Origin of the sequence: Xanthomonas sp. 4461 (assembly GCF_024806475.1) — a bacterium.
In the GTDB taxonomy this organism is placed as follows: domain Bacteria; phylum Pseudomonadota; class Gammaproteobacteria; order Xanthomonadales; family Xanthomonadaceae; genus Xanthomonas; species Xanthomonas arboricola_F.
The window spans coordinates 1,318,366-1,336,758 of the sequence record NZ_JANTYV010000001.1 but is presented as its reverse complement, the minus strand read 5'-3'; the positions used below and the strand labels follow the sequence as shown (position 1 = coordinate 1,336,758).

Annotated in this window: 13 protein-coding genes; 9 read left to right on the top strand and 4 right to left on the bottom strand. The window is 64.8% G+C overall.

The genetic code is table 11. The annotated features are described in order from the left end of the window. Nucleotides 1-213: 213 nt before the first annotated feature. The 3 genes from FHY19_RS05720 to FHY19_RS05710 all read left to right on the top strand — a co-directional run bounded on the left by FHY19_RS05720 (nt 214) and on the right by FHY19_RS05710 (nt 6,494). The gene (locus FHY19_RS05720; protein WP_259164049.1) at nt 214-2,553 is read left to right on the top strand and encodes a winged helix-turn-helix domain-containing protein; all 2,340 of its coding nucleotides are present in this window, start codon (nt 214-216) and stop codon (nt 2,551-2,553) included. Between the two features lie 110 nt (nt 2,554-2,663). After that, nucleotides 2,664-3,557, top strand: coding sequence for a helix-turn-helix transcriptional regulator (locus FHY19_RS05715; protein WP_259162821.1), 894 nt, complete (start codon nt 2,664-2,666; stop codon nt 3,555-3,557). 48 nt (nt 3,558-3,605) lie between these two features. Beyond that, entirely contained in the window at nt 3,606-6,494 is a 2,889-nt protein-coding gene (locus FHY19_RS05710; protein ID WP_259162819.1) for a TonB-dependent receptor, read from the top strand. 466 nt (nt 6,495-6,960) lie between these two features. Here the strand turns inward: FHY19_RS05710 and FHY19_RS05705 are convergent, their stop codons facing one another. After that, the gene (locus FHY19_RS05705) at nt 6,961-8,076 is read right to left on the bottom strand and encodes an HDOD domain-containing protein (RefSeq protein WP_104612398.1); all 1,116 of its coding nucleotides are present in this window, start codon (nt 8,074-8,076) and stop codon (nt 6,961-6,963) included. 147 nt (nt 8,077-8,223) lie between these two features. After that, nucleotides 8,224-8,760, bottom strand: a complete 537-nt coding sequence (gene ppa, locus FHY19_RS05700; protein WP_005990841.1) for an inorganic diphosphatase — start codon at nt 8,758-8,760, stop codon at nt 8,224-8,226. Between the two features lie 196 nt (nt 8,761-8,956). Here ppa and FHY19_RS05695 point away from each other — a divergent pair, with 196 nt between their 5' ends. Continuing rightward, nucleotides 8,957-9,439 (top strand): hypothetical protein, encoded by a 483-nt coding sequence (locus FHY19_RS05695; protein ID WP_259162810.1) that lies wholly within the window; start codon nt 8,957-8,959, stop codon nt 9,437-9,439. A 199-nt stretch (nt 9,440-9,638) separates the two neighbouring features. Here the strand turns inward: FHY19_RS05695 and FHY19_RS05690 are convergent, their stop codons facing one another. Then, nucleotides 9,639-11,666 (bottom strand): sodium-translocating pyrophosphatase, encoded by a 2,028-nt coding sequence (locus FHY19_RS05690; RefSeq protein WP_259162808.1) that lies wholly within the window; start codon nt 11,664-11,666, stop codon nt 9,639-9,641. 250 nt (nt 11,667-11,916) lie between these two features. On the opposite strand from FHY19_RS05690, the gene FHY19_RS05685 reads away from it, so the two are divergent. Both FHY19_RS05685 and FHY19_RS05680 read left to right on the top strand, forming a co-directional pair. Next, complete coding sequence (locus FHY19_RS05685) at nt 11,917-12,438, top strand: hypothetical protein (protein WP_259162803.1); 522 nt, start codon at nt 11,917-11,919, stop codon at nt 12,436-12,438. Nucleotides 12,439-12,908: 470 nt separating this feature from the next. Next, complete coding sequence (locus FHY19_RS05680; RefSeq protein ID WP_259162801.1) at nt 12,909-13,580, top strand: hypothetical protein; 672 nt, start codon at nt 12,909-12,911, stop codon at nt 13,578-13,580. A 344-nt stretch (nt 13,581-13,924) separates the two neighbouring features. Here FHY19_RS05680 and FHY19_RS05675 read toward each other — a convergent pair whose 3' ends face one another. Continuing rightward, on the bottom strand, nt 13,925-15,181 hold the full coding sequence (locus tag FHY19_RS05675) for a 6-phosphofructokinase (protein ID WP_259162799.1): 1,257 nt from the start codon (nt 15,179-15,181) through the stop codon (nt 13,925-13,927). Nucleotides 15,182-15,340: 159 nt separating this feature from the next. Here FHY19_RS05675 and FHY19_RS05670 point away from each other — a divergent pair, with 159 nt between their 5' ends. The 3 genes from FHY19_RS05670 to FHY19_RS05660 all read left to right on the top strand — a co-directional run bounded on the left by FHY19_RS05670 (nt 15,341) and on the right by FHY19_RS05660 (nt 18,209). After that, nucleotides 15,341-15,904 carry an adenylate kinase gene (locus tag FHY19_RS05670; RefSeq protein ID WP_259156337.1) on the top strand — a complete coding sequence of 188 codons (564 nt, stop codon included), beginning with the start codon at nt 15,341-15,343 and terminating at the stop codon, nt 15,902-15,904. 341 nt (nt 15,905-16,245) lie between these two features. Further along, complete coding sequence (gene mpl / locus FHY19_RS05665) at nt 16,246-17,613, top strand: UDP-N-acetylmuramate:L-alanyl-gamma-D-glutamyl-meso-diaminopimelate ligase (protein ID WP_259164043.1); 1,368 nt, start codon at nt 16,246-16,248, stop codon at nt 17,611-17,613. Beyond that, nucleotides 17,613-18,209 carry an LON peptidase substrate-binding domain-containing protein gene (locus FHY19_RS05660; protein WP_259162797.1) on the top strand — a complete coding sequence of 199 codons (597 nt, stop codon included), beginning with the start codon at nt 17,613-17,615 and terminating at the stop codon, nt 18,207-18,209. The genes mpl and FHY19_RS05660 overlap by 1 nt, the downstream gene beginning before the upstream one ends. The last annotated feature ends 184 nt before the right edge of the window (nt 18,210-18,393 follow it).

Sequence of the window (18,393 nt, the reverse complement as noted above, 5' to 3'; positions counted from 1 at the left end):
TTGAATTCGTCGGCGAGAGAGAGAGAGCCTGACGTCGCTGCCCGTTATAGGAAGCAACGGGGCATAGAGTAAAATTTGCACCAAATGGATGCATGACACAGTTGGTCGTGGTCCTTTGCTGAATTTGGCGTTTCGCACTCAGTGCGATGCGTTTTTGTAGTCCTTGCATGCCGACGCGTGTCTTTGCCGATGAGTGTTCCTTCTGCTACTGCAATGCCAACTGGCCGGCTGCGTGTCGGGCAGTGTGTGGTCGACGTTGCCTCGCGCGAAGTGCACGCACCGGGCGCAAGGCGCGCGTTGCGCTTGCCTCCCAAGTCGTTGGCCGTGCTGCTGACCCTGGCGCGACAGCCGGGGCAGGTGGTGACGCGCGAGCAGTTGCTCGCCGAGGTATGGCCGGACACCTTGCCCAGCAACGATGTGGTGACCCAGGCAGTGACGCAGCTGCGCAAGGCGTTTGCCAGCAGCGGCAGCCAGCGGTCCGAGTACATCGAGACGATTGCCAAGACCGGGTATCGCCTGATGGCGCCGGTGGCGTGGGAGGCGCGCACCGATGCCGCGGCGACGCTGCCGCAGACGCCGTCCTCGCTGGAGCCGCCTGGCGTGCAGCAGTCCGCGCAGGAAGCACCGCTGGCGACAGATGAGCTCAGCGCTGCGGCTGAGACCGATGACTCCCTGCCATACCAGGCGGCAACGCCATCGCCTGCTGCGGCAGTGACGCCGCACCGGCGTCGCTGGATGGCTCTGGCCTTCGCGGGCCTGGCGCTGATAGTGGTGCTTGGCCTTGCGGCACGCACGCTGTGGCTGCGCGCGCCGGCAACCGATGTCGCAACGTCCACCGCTGTTCCGGGCAGCCCCAAGCGGCCGTACCAGGTCATCACTGCGGGCGGCGGATTCGATCTCACGCCCAGCCTGTCGCCCGACGGCAGTATGGTGGCCTACGCCTCGCTGACCAGCGATCGACCAGGGACCTCGATCCTGGTCAAGACGACCGACAACGCATATCCGCGCGTGCTGGAAACGCCTGCACCCGGCGTCTCCGACCGACTGCCCGCCTGGTCGCCGGATGGACGCGAAATTGCGTTCTCCCGGCAAGCGCCGGATGGCAGCTGCAGGATCATGATCGCCGCTGCGGCAGGTCAGTCCGCAGCGCGTGAGGTGGTGCGTTGCGATGGCGCGGACATGCTCAGTTTCAGCTGGTCTCCCGACGGCCGTGCGTTGTTGTTCGGTAGCATGACCGGTGCGCAAGGCGCGCCGCGAATCCGGCGCCTGGACCTCGAAACCGGGCACTGGCAGGTATTGACCTACAGCGCGCAACCGACCGACTTCGACTACGCACCGCGCTATTCCCCGGATGGACAATGGATCGTGTTCCTGCGCAATCCGCAGTTGGGCGACCTCTGGCGGATATCCGCCCAAGGCGGCAGTGCGGAACGATTGACGCATGACAACGCCGATATCCGAGGCTGGAGCTGGCTGCCGGACAGCAGCGGCCTGATCTTCGGGCGCCGCGTGGATAGCGAAGCGCGGCTGTATCGCCTCGATCTGGTCGATCGCAGCCTGCACGATCTGGGTGTGGACGACGCCCAGGCGCCGGACGTGGCACGCGGGCATCTGGTGTTCGTGCAGCGCAAGCCGCAATTCGGCGTGTATCAGGTCATCCACGATCCCATGAACGGTGGTTACATCCGGCGTCGACTGTTTCCTTCCAGTGGGCGCGACGACCAGCCGATGATCGCGCCCGACGGGCGTCAGCTCATCTTCGCGTCCAATCGTTCCGGTGCGTACGGATTGTGGTGGGGCGATGTCGGCAAACCTGGCTCGATGCGGTTGATCGAAGGGATTCGCCCGGACGCGCGACAGGCTGCCGACTGGTCGGCCGACTCGCGGCAGGTGCTGGTCAGCGGCAGCGATGCCGATGGGCACGCTGCATTGTTCGAAGTGACGCCAGGCACCGGCAAGGCGGTGCGTCTGCCGGTGCCGCAGGTGCGGCCCTTGCAGGCCATCCATCTTCCCGATCCCAATCGCGTGCTGGTCGTTGCTGCGGCCGACGATGGACATAGCTTTGCCACGCTGTACGACCGCAGCGCCAGTCCTTGGCGTGCGCTGGCTACGCTGCAGGATGTTTCGCAAGTGCGCCTGGACCGCGTCAGCGGCAAAGTGCTGTTTACGCATCTGAGCGGGGCAGGGCTATGGCAAATTGCGCCGACCCTGGCCGCCGACACCGTACAACCGGTCGACGCGCAGCAACCATCGCGCTGGCGTTATCGCAGTTGGGCGCCGGGAGCCCAGGGTCAGGTGCATTACCTGTCGTCCACTGACAGTTGCGCGACACACGACAGCACCCTTGGCGGCGGCCGGGCGCAGTGCCTGGATGCGGCCAAGTTCACCACCATCAACGGTTTCAGCCTGGATCAGCGCAGCGACGCGATGTATCTGGCGCTGGCCGAAGAAGATGGCAGCGCAATCGCCTACATGCCGCTGCCGGAGCATCCATCGATGCCGGTCGGATTCATTTCCAACGTGTTGATGATGTTGAGAAAAGTGGCTTCGTAACTCCTTCGGAAAGGTTTCGTGGCAATTTCGGCAGACTTTCGTCGAAACCTCCTGACTCACGCCAGATTCGGCAAAACACTACGCCCTCTTTTGTACAGGGGGCTGCCAACATGCAACAGGTCATCACTGCCGATCGCGGACTCGCACTGTGCCTGGACGGTGCCAGCGATTCGACATCGACCACCTGTCTGGCGGTCTCGCGTCTGGGCAGCATTCGCGCCGCCGCTGCGACATTCACCTTATGGGTACAGTTGCGTGGCCGTGCCTGGGTGGAGTCCAAGGAGGGCCGCTTCCGGCTGCGTGCCGGCGACTGGATCGCCTTCGACAAGGATTCGCATCCCACCGTGCAGGCGGATCGCAGTGCGTTGTGTGTTGGCGTCAGCCTGGATGGCGGCAGCCTGCAGTCGTTGGCCGAGCTGACCGACGCCACGCTGTACCCGGGACGTAGCCAATTGTCGCGCAGCGACCTGCGTATTGCGCTGCGGCTGTGGCGCCGTGCGGCGTTGCAGAGCGGCAGCGCGTCGGCGCGCCCGCTGTTGCTGCATCTGGCCGCGATGCAGCGCGACTTCGTCGAGCAGGAGCAGCGCTGTCCAGGTCGCTCGCGCAGCCGCCGGCGTCAGGTATTCGGCCGCATGCAGCGTGCCCGGCTTTATCTGGAAGGCAACAGCGACCGTGTGGTGCGCATCAGCGAACTGGCACAGCTGACCAACTTCTCCAGCTGGTATGTGTCCAAGACATTCCAGAGTCTGTACGACGAAAGCCCGCAGGCGTTGTCGGCACGCTTGCGCCTGGAGCGGGCCTCGGATCTGCTGCGCGATACCTCCATGATGATCGGTGAGGTTGCGGCCGCCAGCGGATTCGACAACTGCTGCAGCTTCGCACGCGCATTTCGTGCGCGTTTCGGCGTCTCCGCATCGCGTTATCGCGACCAGACGACCAATCCGCCAGATTCGGCAAAGCCACGGAACGTGACGCGCAAAGCGATGGCGTTCACGCAAACGTAATTTGCACGGGGGCGCTTAACGCGCCACTAACGAACCCTGGAGAGATTGATGAACCTTCGCACCTCCGCAGTGCGGCTGGGCCTGTTGCCCGCCGGTATTGCGATCGCGTTGACGCCGGCTTTCGCCGCCAATGCACAAGAGCAGTCCGCCCCGTCGACCACGACGCTGGACCGCATCGAAATCACCGGCTCGCGCATCCGCTCGGTCGACGTCGAAACCGCACAGCCGGTGTTCACCGTCTCGCAGCAAGACATCCAGAAGTCCGGCCTGGTCAGCGTTGGCGACATCCTCCAGAACCTGTCGATCGCCGGTACGCAGACCTACAGCAAGGCTGCCGTGCTGACCTCCGATCCGGAACAGGGCGGCCAGTACGTCAACCTGTACAACCTCAATGAGAACCGTACCCTGGTGTTGGTGAACGGCAAGCGTTGGACCAGCAGCCTGAACGGCCTGACCGACATGTCCACCATCCCGAGCTCGCTGATCGAGCGCATCGAAGTCCTGAAGGACGGTGCCTCGGCGATCTACGGCTCCGACGCCGTGGCCGGTGTGGTCAACATCATCCTGCGCCAGAACTACGACGGCGCAGAAGCCTCGGCGTACTTCGGCCAGAACGGTCGTGGCGACGGTTCCAAGGAGCAGTACTCCTTTACCGCCGGCACCACCACCGACCGGGCCTCGCTGGTGTTTGGCGTCAACTACACCAACGAAGATCCGGTGTGGGCCAAGGATCGCACGCTGACCCGTTACTCGGCCGGCCCGAACCACATCGAAGATGGTCTGAGTGCAACCGGCCCGTGGGGCCGCTTCACCGCAAACGACCAGACCTACATCCTCAACCACACCGGTTCGTTCGACGGCCGTGGCGTGGGTGCGGATTCGCGCAACATCGCCAACTACCACAACGACATCACCACCGACGACTACTTCAATTCCGTCGACCAGATGATGTTGCAGCAGTCCAGCCGCAACAAGTCGATCTTCACCACCGGCAGCTACAACCTGACCGACAGCCTGACCTTCAAGTCGACCGCGATGTACTCCGAGCGCGACTCGAACCGTCAGATCGCCGGTTACCCGCTGCAGGCCTCGTCGCAGCCGCAGTTCCCCGTGGCCATCAGTGGCAGCAGCTACTACAACCCGATCGGCCAGGACATCGACAGCTGGTTCCGTCGTACGGTTGAACTGCCGCGCACCACCGAAAGCAACGTCAAGACCCTGCACTTCGATGCGGCGCTGGAAGGCGTGTTCGACGTTGGCAGCCACGGCTGGAACTGGGACGTGGGCTTCAACTACAACAAGTACGATGTGACCCAGGTTTCGCGCGGCAACATCAACCTGCTGGCATTGCAGAAGGCACTGGGTCCGTCGTTCCTCAATGCACAGGGTCAGGTGCAGTGCGGTACCGCAGCGGCTCCGATCGCGTTGGGTACCAGCAATGCGCTGGGCCAGTGCACCCCGTTCAACATCCTGGGTGGCCCGTCGGCCTCCACGCCGAACGCGCTGCAGTACATCAACGCGCTGGGTCAATCCACGCAGCAGAGCCTGAGCAAGCAGTGGACCGCCAACATCACCGGTGGCCTGTTCGATCTGCCGGCCGGTGAGCTGGGCTTCGCCGCAGGCGTCGAGCACCGCGAAATCAGCGGCTACGACTACCCCGATCAGCTGTCCAGCGCCGGTTACACCACCGACCTGGCTGCACAGGCCACCGAAGGTCGCTACCAGACCAACGAAGCCTACCTGGAGCTGTTGATTCCGGTGCTGAAGGATCTGCCGGGCGCCAAGGAATTGTCGTTCGACGTGGCCGCGCGTTACAGCAACTACAGCCGCTTCGGCGACACCACCAACAGCAAGTTCAGCTTCACCTGGAAGCCGATCGACGACCTGCTGGTGCGCGGTACCTACGGCACCGGTTTCCGTGCGCCGACGCTGTCGGACACCTTCGGTGGCGGCTCGCAGACGTTCGATACCTTCACCGATCCGTGCGATGCGACCTTCGGTTCGCTGGGCAACGCAGGCGTGGCAGCACGTTGCGCCGGTGAAGGCCTGCCGGCGGGTTTCCGTCAGACCGACAGCGCCGGCAATCCGGTCACGCGTCGTGACGTGCAGGGCAACGCGCCGTTCAATTCGGGCGTGGGCAATGCAGAGCTGGAGCCGGAGTACAGCATCACCCGCACCGTGGGCATGGTGTACAGCCCGCATTGGGTGCAGGGCCTGGACTTCTCGCTGGACTGGTACCGCATTTCGATCTCCAACATCATCACCGCGCTGACGGCCAATGATGTGTTGAACAACTGCTACCTCAACAATCTGGCCAGCTACTGCGCCGACTACAGTCGCGACGCGGTCACCGGCCAGGTCACCACGCTGAGCCGCGGCAACGTCAACCTGGGTCGTCTGGAAACCGAAGGCTACAACTTCGGTGTGCGTTACCGCATGCCGGAAACCGCTTACGGCAAGTTCGCTGTCAACCTGGACACCAACTACCTGGCGACCTACAAGTCGCAGGCAGAAGCTGGCGCCGAGTGGGCAAACTCTGCCGGCTACTGGAACTTCCCGCGCGTGCGTGCCACCTTGGGCCTGGACTGGTCGCTGGGTTCGCTGTCGGCCAACTGGAACCTGCGCTACTACGGCGGTTTCCGTGATTACTGCTGGGATGCAGCGGCAGGCATCGAGTGCAACAACCCGAACTACCAGACCCCGAATCCGGGCTGGGGCGGCGGTACAGGCTCCAACAAGAAGGGCTCGATCTCCTATCAGGACGTCTCCGTCACCTGGCAGGCTCCGTGGGATGGCAGCGTGACCGTTGGTGCCCGCAACATCTGGAACAAGCAGCCGCCGGTGACCTACTCGATCACCAACAGCAGCACTGCGGCAATCGATCCGATGCTGGACTACGACCGCTTCCTGTTCGTGCAGTACAACCAGCGCTTCTGATCATCGAAGCGTCGTGAAAGAAGAAGCGGGCCGAAAGGCCCGCTTTTTTTATGCCTGTCGTCGACTGCGTTCAATGCGCGGTGTGTGCATGTCGCCAAAGTTGGCCGTGTAGCGCCGGAAAGCTGGCGCGCTCCACAACGACCTGCACGCACTGGAGCCGGAGCCTAGCTGCAGGCGCATGCCACAAAAACGACTCCTTACACGCGTGTGTGGTCTACGACTGCCCAGCTACGGGGTCTTGAGTCCGATCGCCGTAACCTTGGTCTGGCTCGGATCGCAGATGTCTCCAGGTCTGGATCGTCCGCTGTGGATAACCCGATGCGCGTCGCCTGACGTTGCAGGTCGGCAATAACGCCTATCACGCATCCCACTCGCGTCATGACGCGGCTACAAAGGGCCAAAGAAAAAGGCGCGAGTCCATCGCGCCTTTTTTGCTACCGCAATCGTTGCCCCTGACGGCCGCCGCTCAAGCCTCGGCAAGGCCAAGCAAGGTGTCGGCCTGCTCGCGCCAGGTCGGCAGGCGGGAGATCACGCCAACCTTGGACAGGTACTCTTCGTCCACGGTTTCGCCGCTGGCCAGTGCCGTGGCGACATGCACCGCGCCGGTCACCCAGAAGCTGCGCAGGCTGGAGCGCTGCGGATGGCGATGGAACGCCACCGCCTCGATGATCGGCATCGGCAGGCCCCACAGACCAAGCAGATACGCGCCGGCTTCGGTGTGGCCCAGCCGCTCGTCGCCGCCTTCGGCAGGCGGCTCGCGCTCGTCGCGTACGCCCGGCAACAGCAGCCCGATATCGGCCAGCAAGGCGGCGGTGGAGCCGAGTTCGGCGCTGGTGGGCGGCAACACTTTCGCCGCCAGCCGCGACGACAGCAGGGCGCGGCGCTGCATCGCGCTACGCTCGGCCGGGGTCAGGGTCTGCACCGAGAAGACTTCGCTGGCCAGTACCAGGTCGCGCAGCGTCGCCACGCCCAGGCGGGTTACCGCCGTGCGCAGGTCGGTGATGCTGCGTCCGCCGGAAAAGAACGCCGAATTGCACAGCTGCAGCACCTTGGCCGCGATCGCCGGGTCGCCGGCGATGAGCTTGGCGATGTCGGCCGCATCGGCGCCATCGTCTTCTTCCAGGGCGTGCATCAGGCTCAGATACAGATGCGGTGGCGAGGGCAGTTTTTCGATGCGTCCGATGGCCGCGCGCAGGCGTGGATTGCTGAGCAGGTCGCGCAGTTCTTCCAGGCTGGTGACGGCTTCGAGCAATACTTCCGGCGCCAGCGGCATCGGCAGGAAACGGTGCGCCACGCCGATGATGCGGGCCGGCGGCGTGCGCTGGCCGTCCTGGGCATCGATCAGCGCGATGCGAATGGTGTCCGGGCGCAGCGTGCGGATCTGCCCCAGCAACGTGGCGGCAGTCAGGTCCGGCAACACCGGGGCAACGATGACCGCGTCGAAGGGCGACAGCGCGGCAGCTTCGATCGCCGAATTTCCATCGGCCACCTGCTGCGCCTGCCACTGGTCGCCGAGATCGGCGACGTACTCGACAAGGTCGGACGGAAGACTGGCTTCGTCCCCAACAAACAGAATACGCAAGACACTTCCCCAGAAGTCACCGACGGCGGGCGCCGGCCAAACGCAGCTCGGCAATGTACCCAATCTACCGACGGCGGTCACCGGGATCACGGCAAAAGCGTGATCCCGGTCGCTCCGCACCTGCGAAGCAGTGTTACGGCCAACGGCTCAGGGCGCGTCGGAATTATAGCGTTCCACCGACTCGACCAGAATGCGCTTGGCCTCGGCCGCGCCGCCCCAGCCGTCGAGCTTGACCCACTTGCCCTTCTCCAGGTCCTTGTAATGCTCGAAGAAGTGACCGATGCGCTCCATCCAGTGGCTGGACACCTGGTTGATATCCTCGATGTGCGCGTAGCCGGAGAAGATCTTCTCGATCGGCACCGCCAGGATCTTTTCGTCGCTGCCTGCCTCGTCGCTCATGCGCAGCACGCCGACCGGACGGCAGCGCACCACCGAGCCCGGGACCAGCGGCAGCGGCAGGACCACCAGCACGTCGGCCGGGTCGCCATCGCCGCACAGGGTGTTGGGCACGTAGCCGTAGTTGCAGGGGTAACGCATCGGGGTCGACAGGATGCGGTCGACGAAGATCGCACCGCTGGCCTTGTCCACTTCGTACTTGACCGGCTCGGAATCCTTGGGGATTTCGATGACGACGTTGATTTCTTCCGGCAGATTCTTGCCAGAGGTGACCAGTTCAAGGCCCATGCGGGTAGCTCCGAGGCGTCAGCAGTGTGTGGAGCGCGATTCTACGCGTTCGGCTGTTGCGCTGCAGCGACACTGAATGGGCAATCTTCTGAGGGCCGGATGCGGCATAGCCTGCATTCATAACGGGCGGCCGGCTGATCGTGGTGGGCAGGGACGCGGCGCACGCTGCAGACTCATCCACTGCTCGGGAAAGGTCATGTCCAGACTCGCACGCTTGCTCGTCGTACTGCTGCTCTCCCTCACCACCCAGGCGGCCGCTGCCGCAACGCCACCGCCGACCTACGTGGACGCGGTCGACTGGCCGGCCAATGCCGAGGGCTGGGAGGCCTTCATCGATCTGGAGCAGCGGCTGGACCGCGATTTCGACAACATCTGCGGCGATACATTCTGCGGAGGCGAATTCAGCGATTACCAGCCGCTGCGCTTTCGCTGCTCGGTCCACCGCGTCACCGGCGTAGTGCGCAGCTGCATCTGGACCTTCGGTGCCAGCGAGGTGAGCGTGGATCCCCGCAGCGGTTACCTGCGCTCGGACAGCCGCGTCTGGCGCTGCACCGCACCGCTGAAAGCCGGTACCCGCCTGGACGAGATGTACCGCGTACTGGCAGTGACCAACCCCTTGTTCGAACCGCTGCCGGGCGGCGCGCCGCCGATCTACGACGGCTTGATCGGCTGTCTTTGAGTGATGCCGGGCCGGGGCAGTTGCCTGCCCCGTCGTCACCGTTGTGCGCCTTGGCAGCGTCGCGGGAGCGCCCGATCGCCGGTGATGCTGGTCGCTGAGAAGGCACTGGCGGTCGTCTCGCCCGACGCCTTAGGCAGGCCTGCCTCCAGTACCTGCGGCCGCACGGCCGCAGGTGCCAGATCCATGCGGCCATGCCTGGCTACAACAGCGGTACCAGCAGCAGCGCCACGATGTTGATGATCTTGATCAACGGATTGATCGCCGGCCCGGCGGTGTCCTTGTACGGGTCGCCTACGGTGTCGCCGGTGATTGCCGCCTTGTGCGCTTCGCTGCCCTTGCCGCCGAAATGCCCGTCTTCGATGTACTTCTTGGCGTTGTCCCAGGCCCCGCCACCGGTGGTCATCGAAATGGCCAGGAACAGTCCGGTGACAATGGTGCCGATCAGCAAGCCGCCCAGGGCGCGTGGCCCCAGCAGCAGCCCGACCACGATCGGGACCACGACCGGCAACAAGGAGGGCACGATCATTTCGCGAATCGCCGAGCGGGTCAGCATGTCCACCGCGCGGTCGTATTGCGGCTTGGCGGTACCGGCCATGATGCCGGGGATCTCGTGGAACTGACGGCGGACCTCTTCGACCACCGCGCCGGCCGCGCGGCCCACCGCCTCCATCGCCATTGCGCCGAACAGGTAAGGGATCAGGCCGCCGATCAATAGACCGATGATCACCGTGTGGTCGGACAGATCGAAGGCGAAGACCTCGGTGGGATGGGCCGCCTGCAGGTTGTGGGTGTAGTCGGCGAACAGCACTAATGCCGCCAGTGCGGCCGAGCCGATCGCGTAGCCTTTGGTGACCGCCTTGGTGGTGTTGCCGACCGCATCCAGCGGGTCGGTGATCGCGCGGACTTCCGGTGGCAGTTCGGCCATCTCGGCGATGCCACCGGCGTTGTCGGTGATCGGGCCATAGGCGTCCAGCGCCACGATCATGCCGGCCATCGACAGCATTGCCGTGGCAGCGATCGCGATGCCGTACAGGCCGCCGAAATGGAACGCGCCCCAGATCGCTGCACAGACCGCAATCACCGGCAGCGCCGTGGACTTCATCGAGATGCCCAGGCCGGCAATGATGTTGGTGCCGTGTCCGGTCGTGCTGGCAGAGGCAACATGCTGCACCGGCGCGTATTGGGTGCCGGTGTAGTACTCGGTGATCCACACGATCAGGCCGGTGAGCACCAGGCCGATCAAGGCGCAGGCATAAAGCGAGGCGGCGCCATGGCTGTTGTCGCGCATCAGGCTCTGGGTAATCGGCCAATAGGCCAGCGCAGCCAGCACGCCGGAAACGATCACGCCCTTGTAGAGCGCCCCCATGATCGAGCCGCCTGCTTTGACCTTGACGAAAGCCGCGCCCACGATCGAGGCGATGATCGACACGCCGCCCAACACCAGCGGATACAGCACGGCATGCGGCCCGGTCTCGGCCAGGGTCAGGCTGCCGAGCAGCATCGTGGCGATCACGGTCACCGCATAGGTCTCGAACAGATCCGCTGCCATGCCGGCGCAGTCGCCCACGTTGTCGCCTACATTGTCGGCAATCACTGCAGGATTGCGCGGGTCGTCTTCGGGAATGCCGGCCTCTACCTTGCCGACCAGGTCTGCCCCTACATCCGCCCCCTTGGTGAAAATGCCGCCACCCAGGCGCGCGAAGATCGAGATCAGCGAGGAGCCGAACGCCAGGCCGACCAGTGCGTGCAGGTTCTGCTCCAGCGGCAGCCCCAAGGCCTGCAGCACTGCGTAGTAGCCGGCCACCCCCAGCAACCCCAGGCCCACCACCAGCATGCCGGTGATCGCGCCACCGCGGAACGCGACATCCATCGCGCGGCCGATGCCGTGCCGTGCGGCCTCCGCGGTGCGCACATTGGCGCGCACCGAGACGTTCATGCCGATATAGCCAGCCAGGCCCGACAGGACCGCGCCGAGCGCGAAGCCGATCGCCGTGTACCAGCTCAGGAATAGTCCGACCAAGACGAACAGCACGCCGCCAGCGATCGAAATCGTGAGGTACTGCCGATTGAGATATGCGCGCGCCCCTTCCTGGATCGCCGCTGCGATCTCCTGCATGCGTGCGTTGCCGCTCGGTTGCGCGACCACCCAGCGCGCCGAGACGATCCCGTACAAAATTGCCAATACCGCGCAGCCCAACGCAAGCCCTAACCCGTAGTGTTCCAGCATGACCCCTCCCAAGAGAATGGATGTCATCCGGTCGGGATGAACCAAGGGCGGCGCACGCAACGAGTGGGGTGCGAATACGGTCTCGACGGCCCAAGGGCCGTAATGCGCGTCGCGATGTTCATGATGGCCGGATCGCGGCCGAGTATGCGCCGCGGCTTGCAGGGGTGCCACCACCGCGGCTTTGGCGCGTCGTTCAGTCGCGACATGACAGCCTGCGGCCAACGTGATCGAGCCGATCCAGGAGTAACTTATGTCGAACGATGCCGCGTCCAGGTACGCCGCTGTGCTGGCCATGCTGCTCACCGGCAGCGCGTGCGCTGCAGAGCCAACGCCAGAGTTGAAGGCCCGCCCGGCTGGTACCGCGCAAGCCGTTGGTGCGGTGCACACCTTGCGGCAGATTCCAGAAGCCTGTGCACGCCTGGAAGGTGTGTTCACCGGCAATGCTGCACAGCCCTATACGTTTTCGGTAGTGCGCAGCAGCCCCACCTGTCAGCCGCGCGCGCGCGTTGTGGACTACGCCAAGGCGGCGCCCAGTGTCGCGTCGGGCTGGATCTTCAACGACGTGATCCGCGTCCCAAGCGCAGCCTGCCCAAGTCAACAGGCGGTCGTGCGCGTGTGGCGCAAGCCGGTGGATGCCAAGCCGCAGCTCGACGGGCAAGGCCAGTCACGCATCTACTTGGAAGATGCGAAGCAACAGGCCGCTGCCGGCAAGATCCCGCAGGTGCCAATGTTCGCCGCGCAGCAGACGATGGAAGGCAAGGCCTGCCAGTGACACATGCGGCATCGATGCCGGGACGCTACGGCTGTATGAGGGGTACGGACCTTCGCATGGCATGACGCCCGCCAGCGGCATGCCATGCAGTTGACGTATCGATAGAGAGTGCTCGCCGGTGTTGCTACCGATGCCGGCGGTCTTGTTTGCGCATCCGCGTTAGACACAGCGATCCAAGAATCGCTCGAATTTTGAGCAAGAATCGCCCAAATTCGTGAAAGGGGCGGTCGCGCCGGCGTGCACTTGCGCGTGGTGCCTGTGCTGCGTATTTGCAGCGACCCCGGGCGCTGCCAAGCAGCTGCGCGAGGCTCGGTTTCCTGCGGCAGTAATCGGCTTTGCCATGCGCCACGCGTACACTCCCGATCCGGCACGCCAGTCACCTGCATCCGATGCATGCCGACGACGATTTGTCGCTGCGCTCAGTGCTGTACCCAGTCGCGTAGCAGCTGCGCTGATTTTTGAGAACGTCTATGAAGGTATTGCGTTATTCCCCGGGCCTGCTTGCCTTCTTCGCACTGTGTCACCCGGTGCCGGTGCGCGCAGCGGCGAGCATGGTGGTCGACGATGCCGGCGTCACGCCACGTGGGCAATGCCAGCTGGAAGCTTGGTGGCGTGCAACGCCGGGTGGTGCATCGGCCACGGCGGTACCTGCCTGCAATGTCCTGGGCACGGAATTTTCCGTAGGAATCACCGATGTCCGGCATGGATCTGCTGCGCTCGATATCGGAGCCAAGCACATGCTGCGCGATCCAGAGCAGCATGTCTGGGGGCTGGCAGTCGCGGTCGGGCTGCAGCGCGACTGGCAGGACCCGCAGCAACGCGCGAGTTATCTCACCGTTCCGCTGACGTGGTCGTTTGGCGCCGATGGGGCCACGCGGATGCACGTCAATCTTGGTCTGGTCGCACTGCATGCCGGGTCCGATGCCACCACTGCAGGGGCCGGTCTGGAGCAGGTACTCACACCCAAATGGACAGTATTGGCCGAAGCATCCGGAGACGATCGCAACGGGTGGGGCGCACAAATTGGCATGCGCCGGCTGATGGGCAGGGCGTCCAGCGTCGACCTGGTGGTCGGGCGTGATCACGTAGCGGCACCACGCGGATGGATCACATTGGGGGTCAATCTGGCAATGTCGCCGTGATCTTTCTTGCCTCAGCGCAAGGCGGCAGCGCCTGGCTTCCATGTGCACGCGCTCTGCCGGCTCATTGAAGCCAGGTCCTGTCGTGTTTCGAACGCGGTGGTCTGCATTCCGAACCATGCCGCGCACTGCGACAGCGAAAGGCATGTGCGCACGTGTCAGTCAGCGACCTCCTGCACGGCAATCAGGAGATTCCCTATGTAAAGTGGCTCCAACGGCAACCGCCTCCTGGCGGCGGTTGACTGCTTTATGGAGCACTGCCGTTGGAGATTCCGCAGACTGCCCAGGGGCGGCCGGTATGAGCGTCCTCACACAGATGCGCTAGCGAGGGCGCGCGGCAGGGTCGCTCAGCCTTCCCACACCGGCAATTTCTTCGCCACCGCCACATTCTTCAAGGTCACATACTTGGGCAGGCCGTCGTTGCCGTAGGCCAGCGGAGCTTCGCCCTTGATCAACGGGGCGAAGTAGCGGCGGGCGCGCTCGGTGATGCCAAAGCCGTCCTTGCGCAGGAAGCTGGGCGGCATCTTCTTTTCGTGATTGGCCACCTTGTGCAGCGGGGCCGGCACGATCTTCCAGCGATAGGGAGCGTCGCTGACGCGTTCGATCACCGGGATCACCGCGTTCATGCCCTTGAGTGCGTATTGCACCGCTGCCTTGCCGACGGCCTGGGCCTGCTCCCAGTCGGTCTTGGAGGCGAGGTGGCGTGCGGAGCGTTGCAGGTAATCGGGTAGCGTCCAGTGCACCTTGTAGCCGAGCTCCTGCTTGACCTGGGCGGCCAGGAAGGAGGCCACGCCGCCGAGTTGCGCATGGCCGAACGAGTCGGTCGCGCCGCCGGCGTCGGCGACGAAACGGCCATGTGCGTCCTGGATGCCTTCGCTGGCGACCACCACGCACCAACCCACCTTCTCCACCACTTGCTTGACCTTGGCCAGGAACGCGGCCTGATCGAAGGCGCGCTCGGGCAGCAGGATGATCTGCGGTGCCTCGTCCGGACCCTGGCCGGCCAGGCCGGCGGCGGCGGCCAGCCAGCCGGCGTGACGGCCCATCGCTTCGTAGATGAAGACCTTGGTGGAGGTATCGGCCATCGCGGCGACATCCAGCGCAGCCTCGCGCACGGACACCGCGGTATATTTGGCCGCCGAACCGAAGCCGGGGCAGGTGTCGGTCACCGCCAGATCGTTGTCGATGGTCTTGGGCACGCCGATACAGTGCAGCGGGTAGCCGTAGGCCTTGGCCAGCTGCGACACCTTCCATGCGGTGTCGGCCGAATCGTTGCCGCCGTTGTAGAGGAACCAGCGCACGTCGTGCGCGCGCAACACGTCGAGCAGGCGTTCGTACTTGGCGCTGTCCTGTTCCAGCGACTTGAGCTTGTAGCGGCACGAGCCGAACGCACCGCCGGGTGTCTGCGCCAAGGCGGCGATCGCTGCAGCGGATTCCTTGGAGGTGTCGATCAGCTCCTCGCGCAGCGCGCCCAGGATGCCGTTGCGGGCAGCCAGGACCTTGATCCTGCGCGCGCGCGCTTCGGTGATGACGCCGGCGGCGGTCGCGTTGATGACGGCGGTGACGCCGCCTGATTGGGCATACAACAAGTTGCCAGTGGACATAGGGGGACGGGCTCCTCACATGGAAACATGGCGCAGGGGACAGTGCCGGGACATTCCCCGGATGGGGTAAGCTGCACGACCATACGGTCAGCGCCGGCGAAGGCTTGAGTCTAACGCCGCCAACCGCAACGCGTTTTTATTCGAAAGTGGAGTCCACTGATGCGATTGGTTCTGTTGGGACCGCCCGGTTCGGGCAAGGGCACCCAGGCGACACGTCTCAAAGACACGTTTGAAATCCCGCACATTTCCACCGGCGACCTGCTGCGTGCCGAAGTGGCCGCCGGTTCGCCGCTCGGCCTGAAGGCCAAGGAAGTCATGGCACGGGGCGACCTGGTGTCCGACGACATCCTGCTCGGCATGCTGGAGGCGCGGCTCGGTCAGGCCGATGTCGCCAAGGGGTTCATCCTCGATGGCTATCCGCGCAATGTGGCCCAGGCCAATGCGCTGGACAGCCTGCTCAGCAAGATCGGTCAGCCACTGGATGCAGTGGTGCAGCTGGACGTCGCCAGCGAATTGCTGGTCGAGCGCATTGCCGGGCGTGCCAAGGCCGAAGGCCGCGAGGACGACAACCCGGAATCGGTGCGCAAGCGTCTGCAGGTCTATACCGATTCCACCGCGCCGGTGATCGGCTTCTACGAGCAGCGCGGCAAGTTGGCGCGCGTCGATGGCGTTGGGTCGCTGGACGAGGTGCTGGAGCGTATCAGCAAGGCGCTCGGCCGCTGAGTCACCCGGGCCGGGCGCAATGCCCGGTCCTGTTCACCGCGCGCCCGTTGGCCGCGTCGTCTGCAGATCCAGATCCCAGCAAAGAAAAACCCCGGCCATACGAGATGACCGGGGCAGAATAACGCCAGTAGTGAGCTTGCTCAGAGCCCCGACAGCATGAGCTCCCTGGGGATTTGGTCTCTTGGGGAGTAGAACCAAAGGGTGCTGCGACTGGCGTTCAGCATAGTGAGGGATGTGACGCAGTTCGCATATCGGGAAATTCCCGACAGTACGGTAGGAGTTTCCCGACAGCTGCACCCGGTGCCGATCGGAATGTCCTGCAACTGCAGTGATCGGCGACAATATGCGGCATGAGCAAACTCCACATCCTCGGCATCGCCGGGACTTTCATGGGCGGTGTGGCCGCCCTGGCGCGCGAACTGGGCTGGCAGGTAGAAGGCAGCGACCAGGCCATCTATCCGCCGATGTCCACCCAGCTGGAAACGCTCGGCATCGCGCTGGCCCAGGGCTACGCGCAGTCCAATATCTCGGCAGACGCCACCGAGGTGGTCATCGGCAATGCCTTGTCGCGCGGCAACCCGGCAGTGGAAGCGGTACTCGATGCTGGCCGCCGTTATACCTCCGGTGCCCAATGGCTGGCCGAGCAGGTGCTGCCGGGCCGCGACACCCTGGCGGTTGCCGGCACCCATGGCAAGACCACCACCACCACCATCCTGAGCTATCTGCTCGAGGCGGCCGGCCGCGCGCCGGGATTTTTGATCGGCGGCGTGGCCGAGGACTTCGGCGTGTCGGCGCGGCTGGGGCAGGGGCGCGAGTTCGTGGTGGAAGCCGACGAATACGACACCGCATTCTTCGACAAGCGCAGCAAGTTCGTGCACTACCGGCCGCTGGTGGCGATCCTCAATAACCTGGAGTACGACCACGCGGATATTTTTCCTGACGTGGGCGCCATCCAGCGCCAATTCCATCATCTGGTCCGTACCGTGCCGGCGCGTGGGCGTCTGATCGTCAATGGCGAAGACGCGCGGCTTGCCGAGGTCTTGGCCATGGGCTGCTGGACGCCGGTGGAGCGCTTCGGCTTCGATGCGGCGCTGGAGTGGAGCGCGCGCCTGATTGCCGCCGATGGCAGCGTGTTTGCGGTGTCCCATCGCGGCGTGGAGATCGGCCAGGTGCAGTGGCCGCTGGTCGGGCGGCACAACGTGCTCAACGGACTGGCCGCGCTGGCGGCGCTGCATGCGGTGGGCGTGGACCCGGCAACGGTGATGCCGGCGCTGGCGCACTTTCACAGCGTCAAACGCCGCCTGGAAGTGTTGGGGCAGGCGCGCGATATCACGGTCTACGACGACTTCGCCCATCACCCCACCGCCATTGCGACCACGTTGCAGGGGCTGCGTGCGAAGGTGGGTGCGGCGCGCGTGCTGGTGGCGATGGAGCCGCGCAGCAATTCGATGCGGTTGGGTGCGCATGCGCAGGCGCTGGCGCCGTCGCTGCACGATGCCGATGCGGTGGTGTTTCTGCATCGCCCCGAATTGCCATGGGATGCGGCGCCGATCATCGCGCAGGTGCGCGGGCAGGCGCACGTGGCGCATGACGTGGAGGCGCTACTGCAGACGCTGGGCGACATCGCGCAGCCGGGCGACCATGTGGTGTTCATGTCCAATGGCGGGTTCGATGGCGCGCCGCGTCGCTTCCTGGCGCAGCTGTCGTGATGGCATCGCCCCCCGCCACGGCCGACACCAGCGCCTTGCCGCTGTTTCCGTTGCACAGCGTGTTGTTGCCCGGCGCGGCGATGGGGCTGCGCGTGTTCGAGCGCCGCTATCTGGATCTGGTGCGCGAGTGCGGACGCAACGGCACCAGCTTCGGTGTGTGCCTGATCCTGGATGGCAACGAGGTTGGCGTGCCGGCAACGCCGGCGGCGTTCGGCACCGAGGTGCGCATCGAGGATTTCGATGTGGGCGCCGATGGCGTACTGGTGCTGCGCTTGCGCGGCACGCGTCGCTTTCATGTGCAGCGCTCGCGCATCCGCGACAACGGGCTGGTGGTGGGCGAGGTGAGCTGGTGCGAGCCCGACCCCGACGACGAATTGCGGCCCGAGCACAGCCTGTTGGCAACCGTGCTCGAGCGCATGCTCGAACAGGTGGGCGGCGAATTCGCATCGGTCGGTCCAGGGCTGCTGGATCAGTCCGCGTGGGTGGGCTGGCGGCTGGCCGAATTGCTGCCGCTGACCGAACAGCAACGCTTGTCGCTGTTGCAACAGGACGACCCGCATCGGCGCCTGGATCAGTTGCTGGCCTGGATGCCCTGAGCGAAGCCAACACCGTATCGCGAGCGATGGCCGGGCAGTTGCGCATGCGGTGAGAAGGCGTCGGACCTGGAAGGGCGATGTAGGTCGATTCCGGGTATCGTCCACGACCGACTGATGATCGCGCAGCGTGTTTCGCTGCGGCGAGGGAAGGCGTTCGGCCGCCCCGTCACCGTGCTTGCACCGC

What these genes read in the sequence shown, in the direction of transcription:
- FHY19_RS05720 (WP_259164049.1), top strand. Translation starts at nt 214, where the DNA reads ATGCCAACTGGCCGGCTGCGTGTCGGGCAGTGTGTGGTCGACGTTGCC.
- FHY19_RS05715 (WP_259162821.1), top strand. Translation starts at nt 2,664, where the DNA reads ATGCAACAGGTCATCACTGCCGATCGCGGACTCGCACTGTGCCTGGAC.
- FHY19_RS05710 (WP_259162819.1), top strand. Translation starts at nt 3,606, where the DNA reads ATGAACCTTCGCACCTCCGCAGTGCGGCTGGGCCTGTTGCCCGCCGGT.
- ppa (WP_005990841.1), bottom strand. Translation starts at nt 8,760, where the DNA reads ATGGGCCTTGAACTGGTCACCTCTGGCAAGAATCTGCCGGAAGAAATC.
- FHY19_RS05695 (WP_259162810.1), top strand. Translation starts at nt 8,957, where the DNA reads ATGTCCAGACTCGCACGCTTGCTCGTCGTACTGCTGCTCTCCCTCACC.
- FHY19_RS05690 (WP_259162808.1), bottom strand. Translation starts at nt 11,666, where the DNA reads ATGCTGGAACACTACGGGTTAGGGCTTGCGTTGGGCTGCGCGGTATTG.
- FHY19_RS05685 (WP_259162803.1), top strand. Translation starts at nt 11,917, where the DNA reads ATGTCGAACGATGCCGCGTCCAGGTACGCCGCTGTGCTGGCCATGCTG.
- FHY19_RS05680 (WP_259162801.1), top strand. Translation starts at nt 12,909, where the DNA reads ATGAAGGTATTGCGTTATTCCCCGGGCCTGCTTGCCTTCTTCGCACTG.
- FHY19_RS05675 (WP_259162799.1), bottom strand. Translation starts at nt 15,181, where the DNA reads ATGTCCACTGGCAACTTGTTGTATGCCCAATCAGGCGGCGTCACCGCC.
- FHY19_RS05670 (WP_259156337.1), top strand. Translation starts at nt 15,341, where the DNA reads ATGCGATTGGTTCTGTTGGGACCGCCCGGTTCGGGCAAGGGCACCCAG.
- FHY19_RS05660 (WP_259162797.1), top strand. Translation starts at nt 17,613, where the DNA reads ATGGCATCGCCCCCCGCCACGGCCGACACCAGCGCCTTGCCGCTGTTT.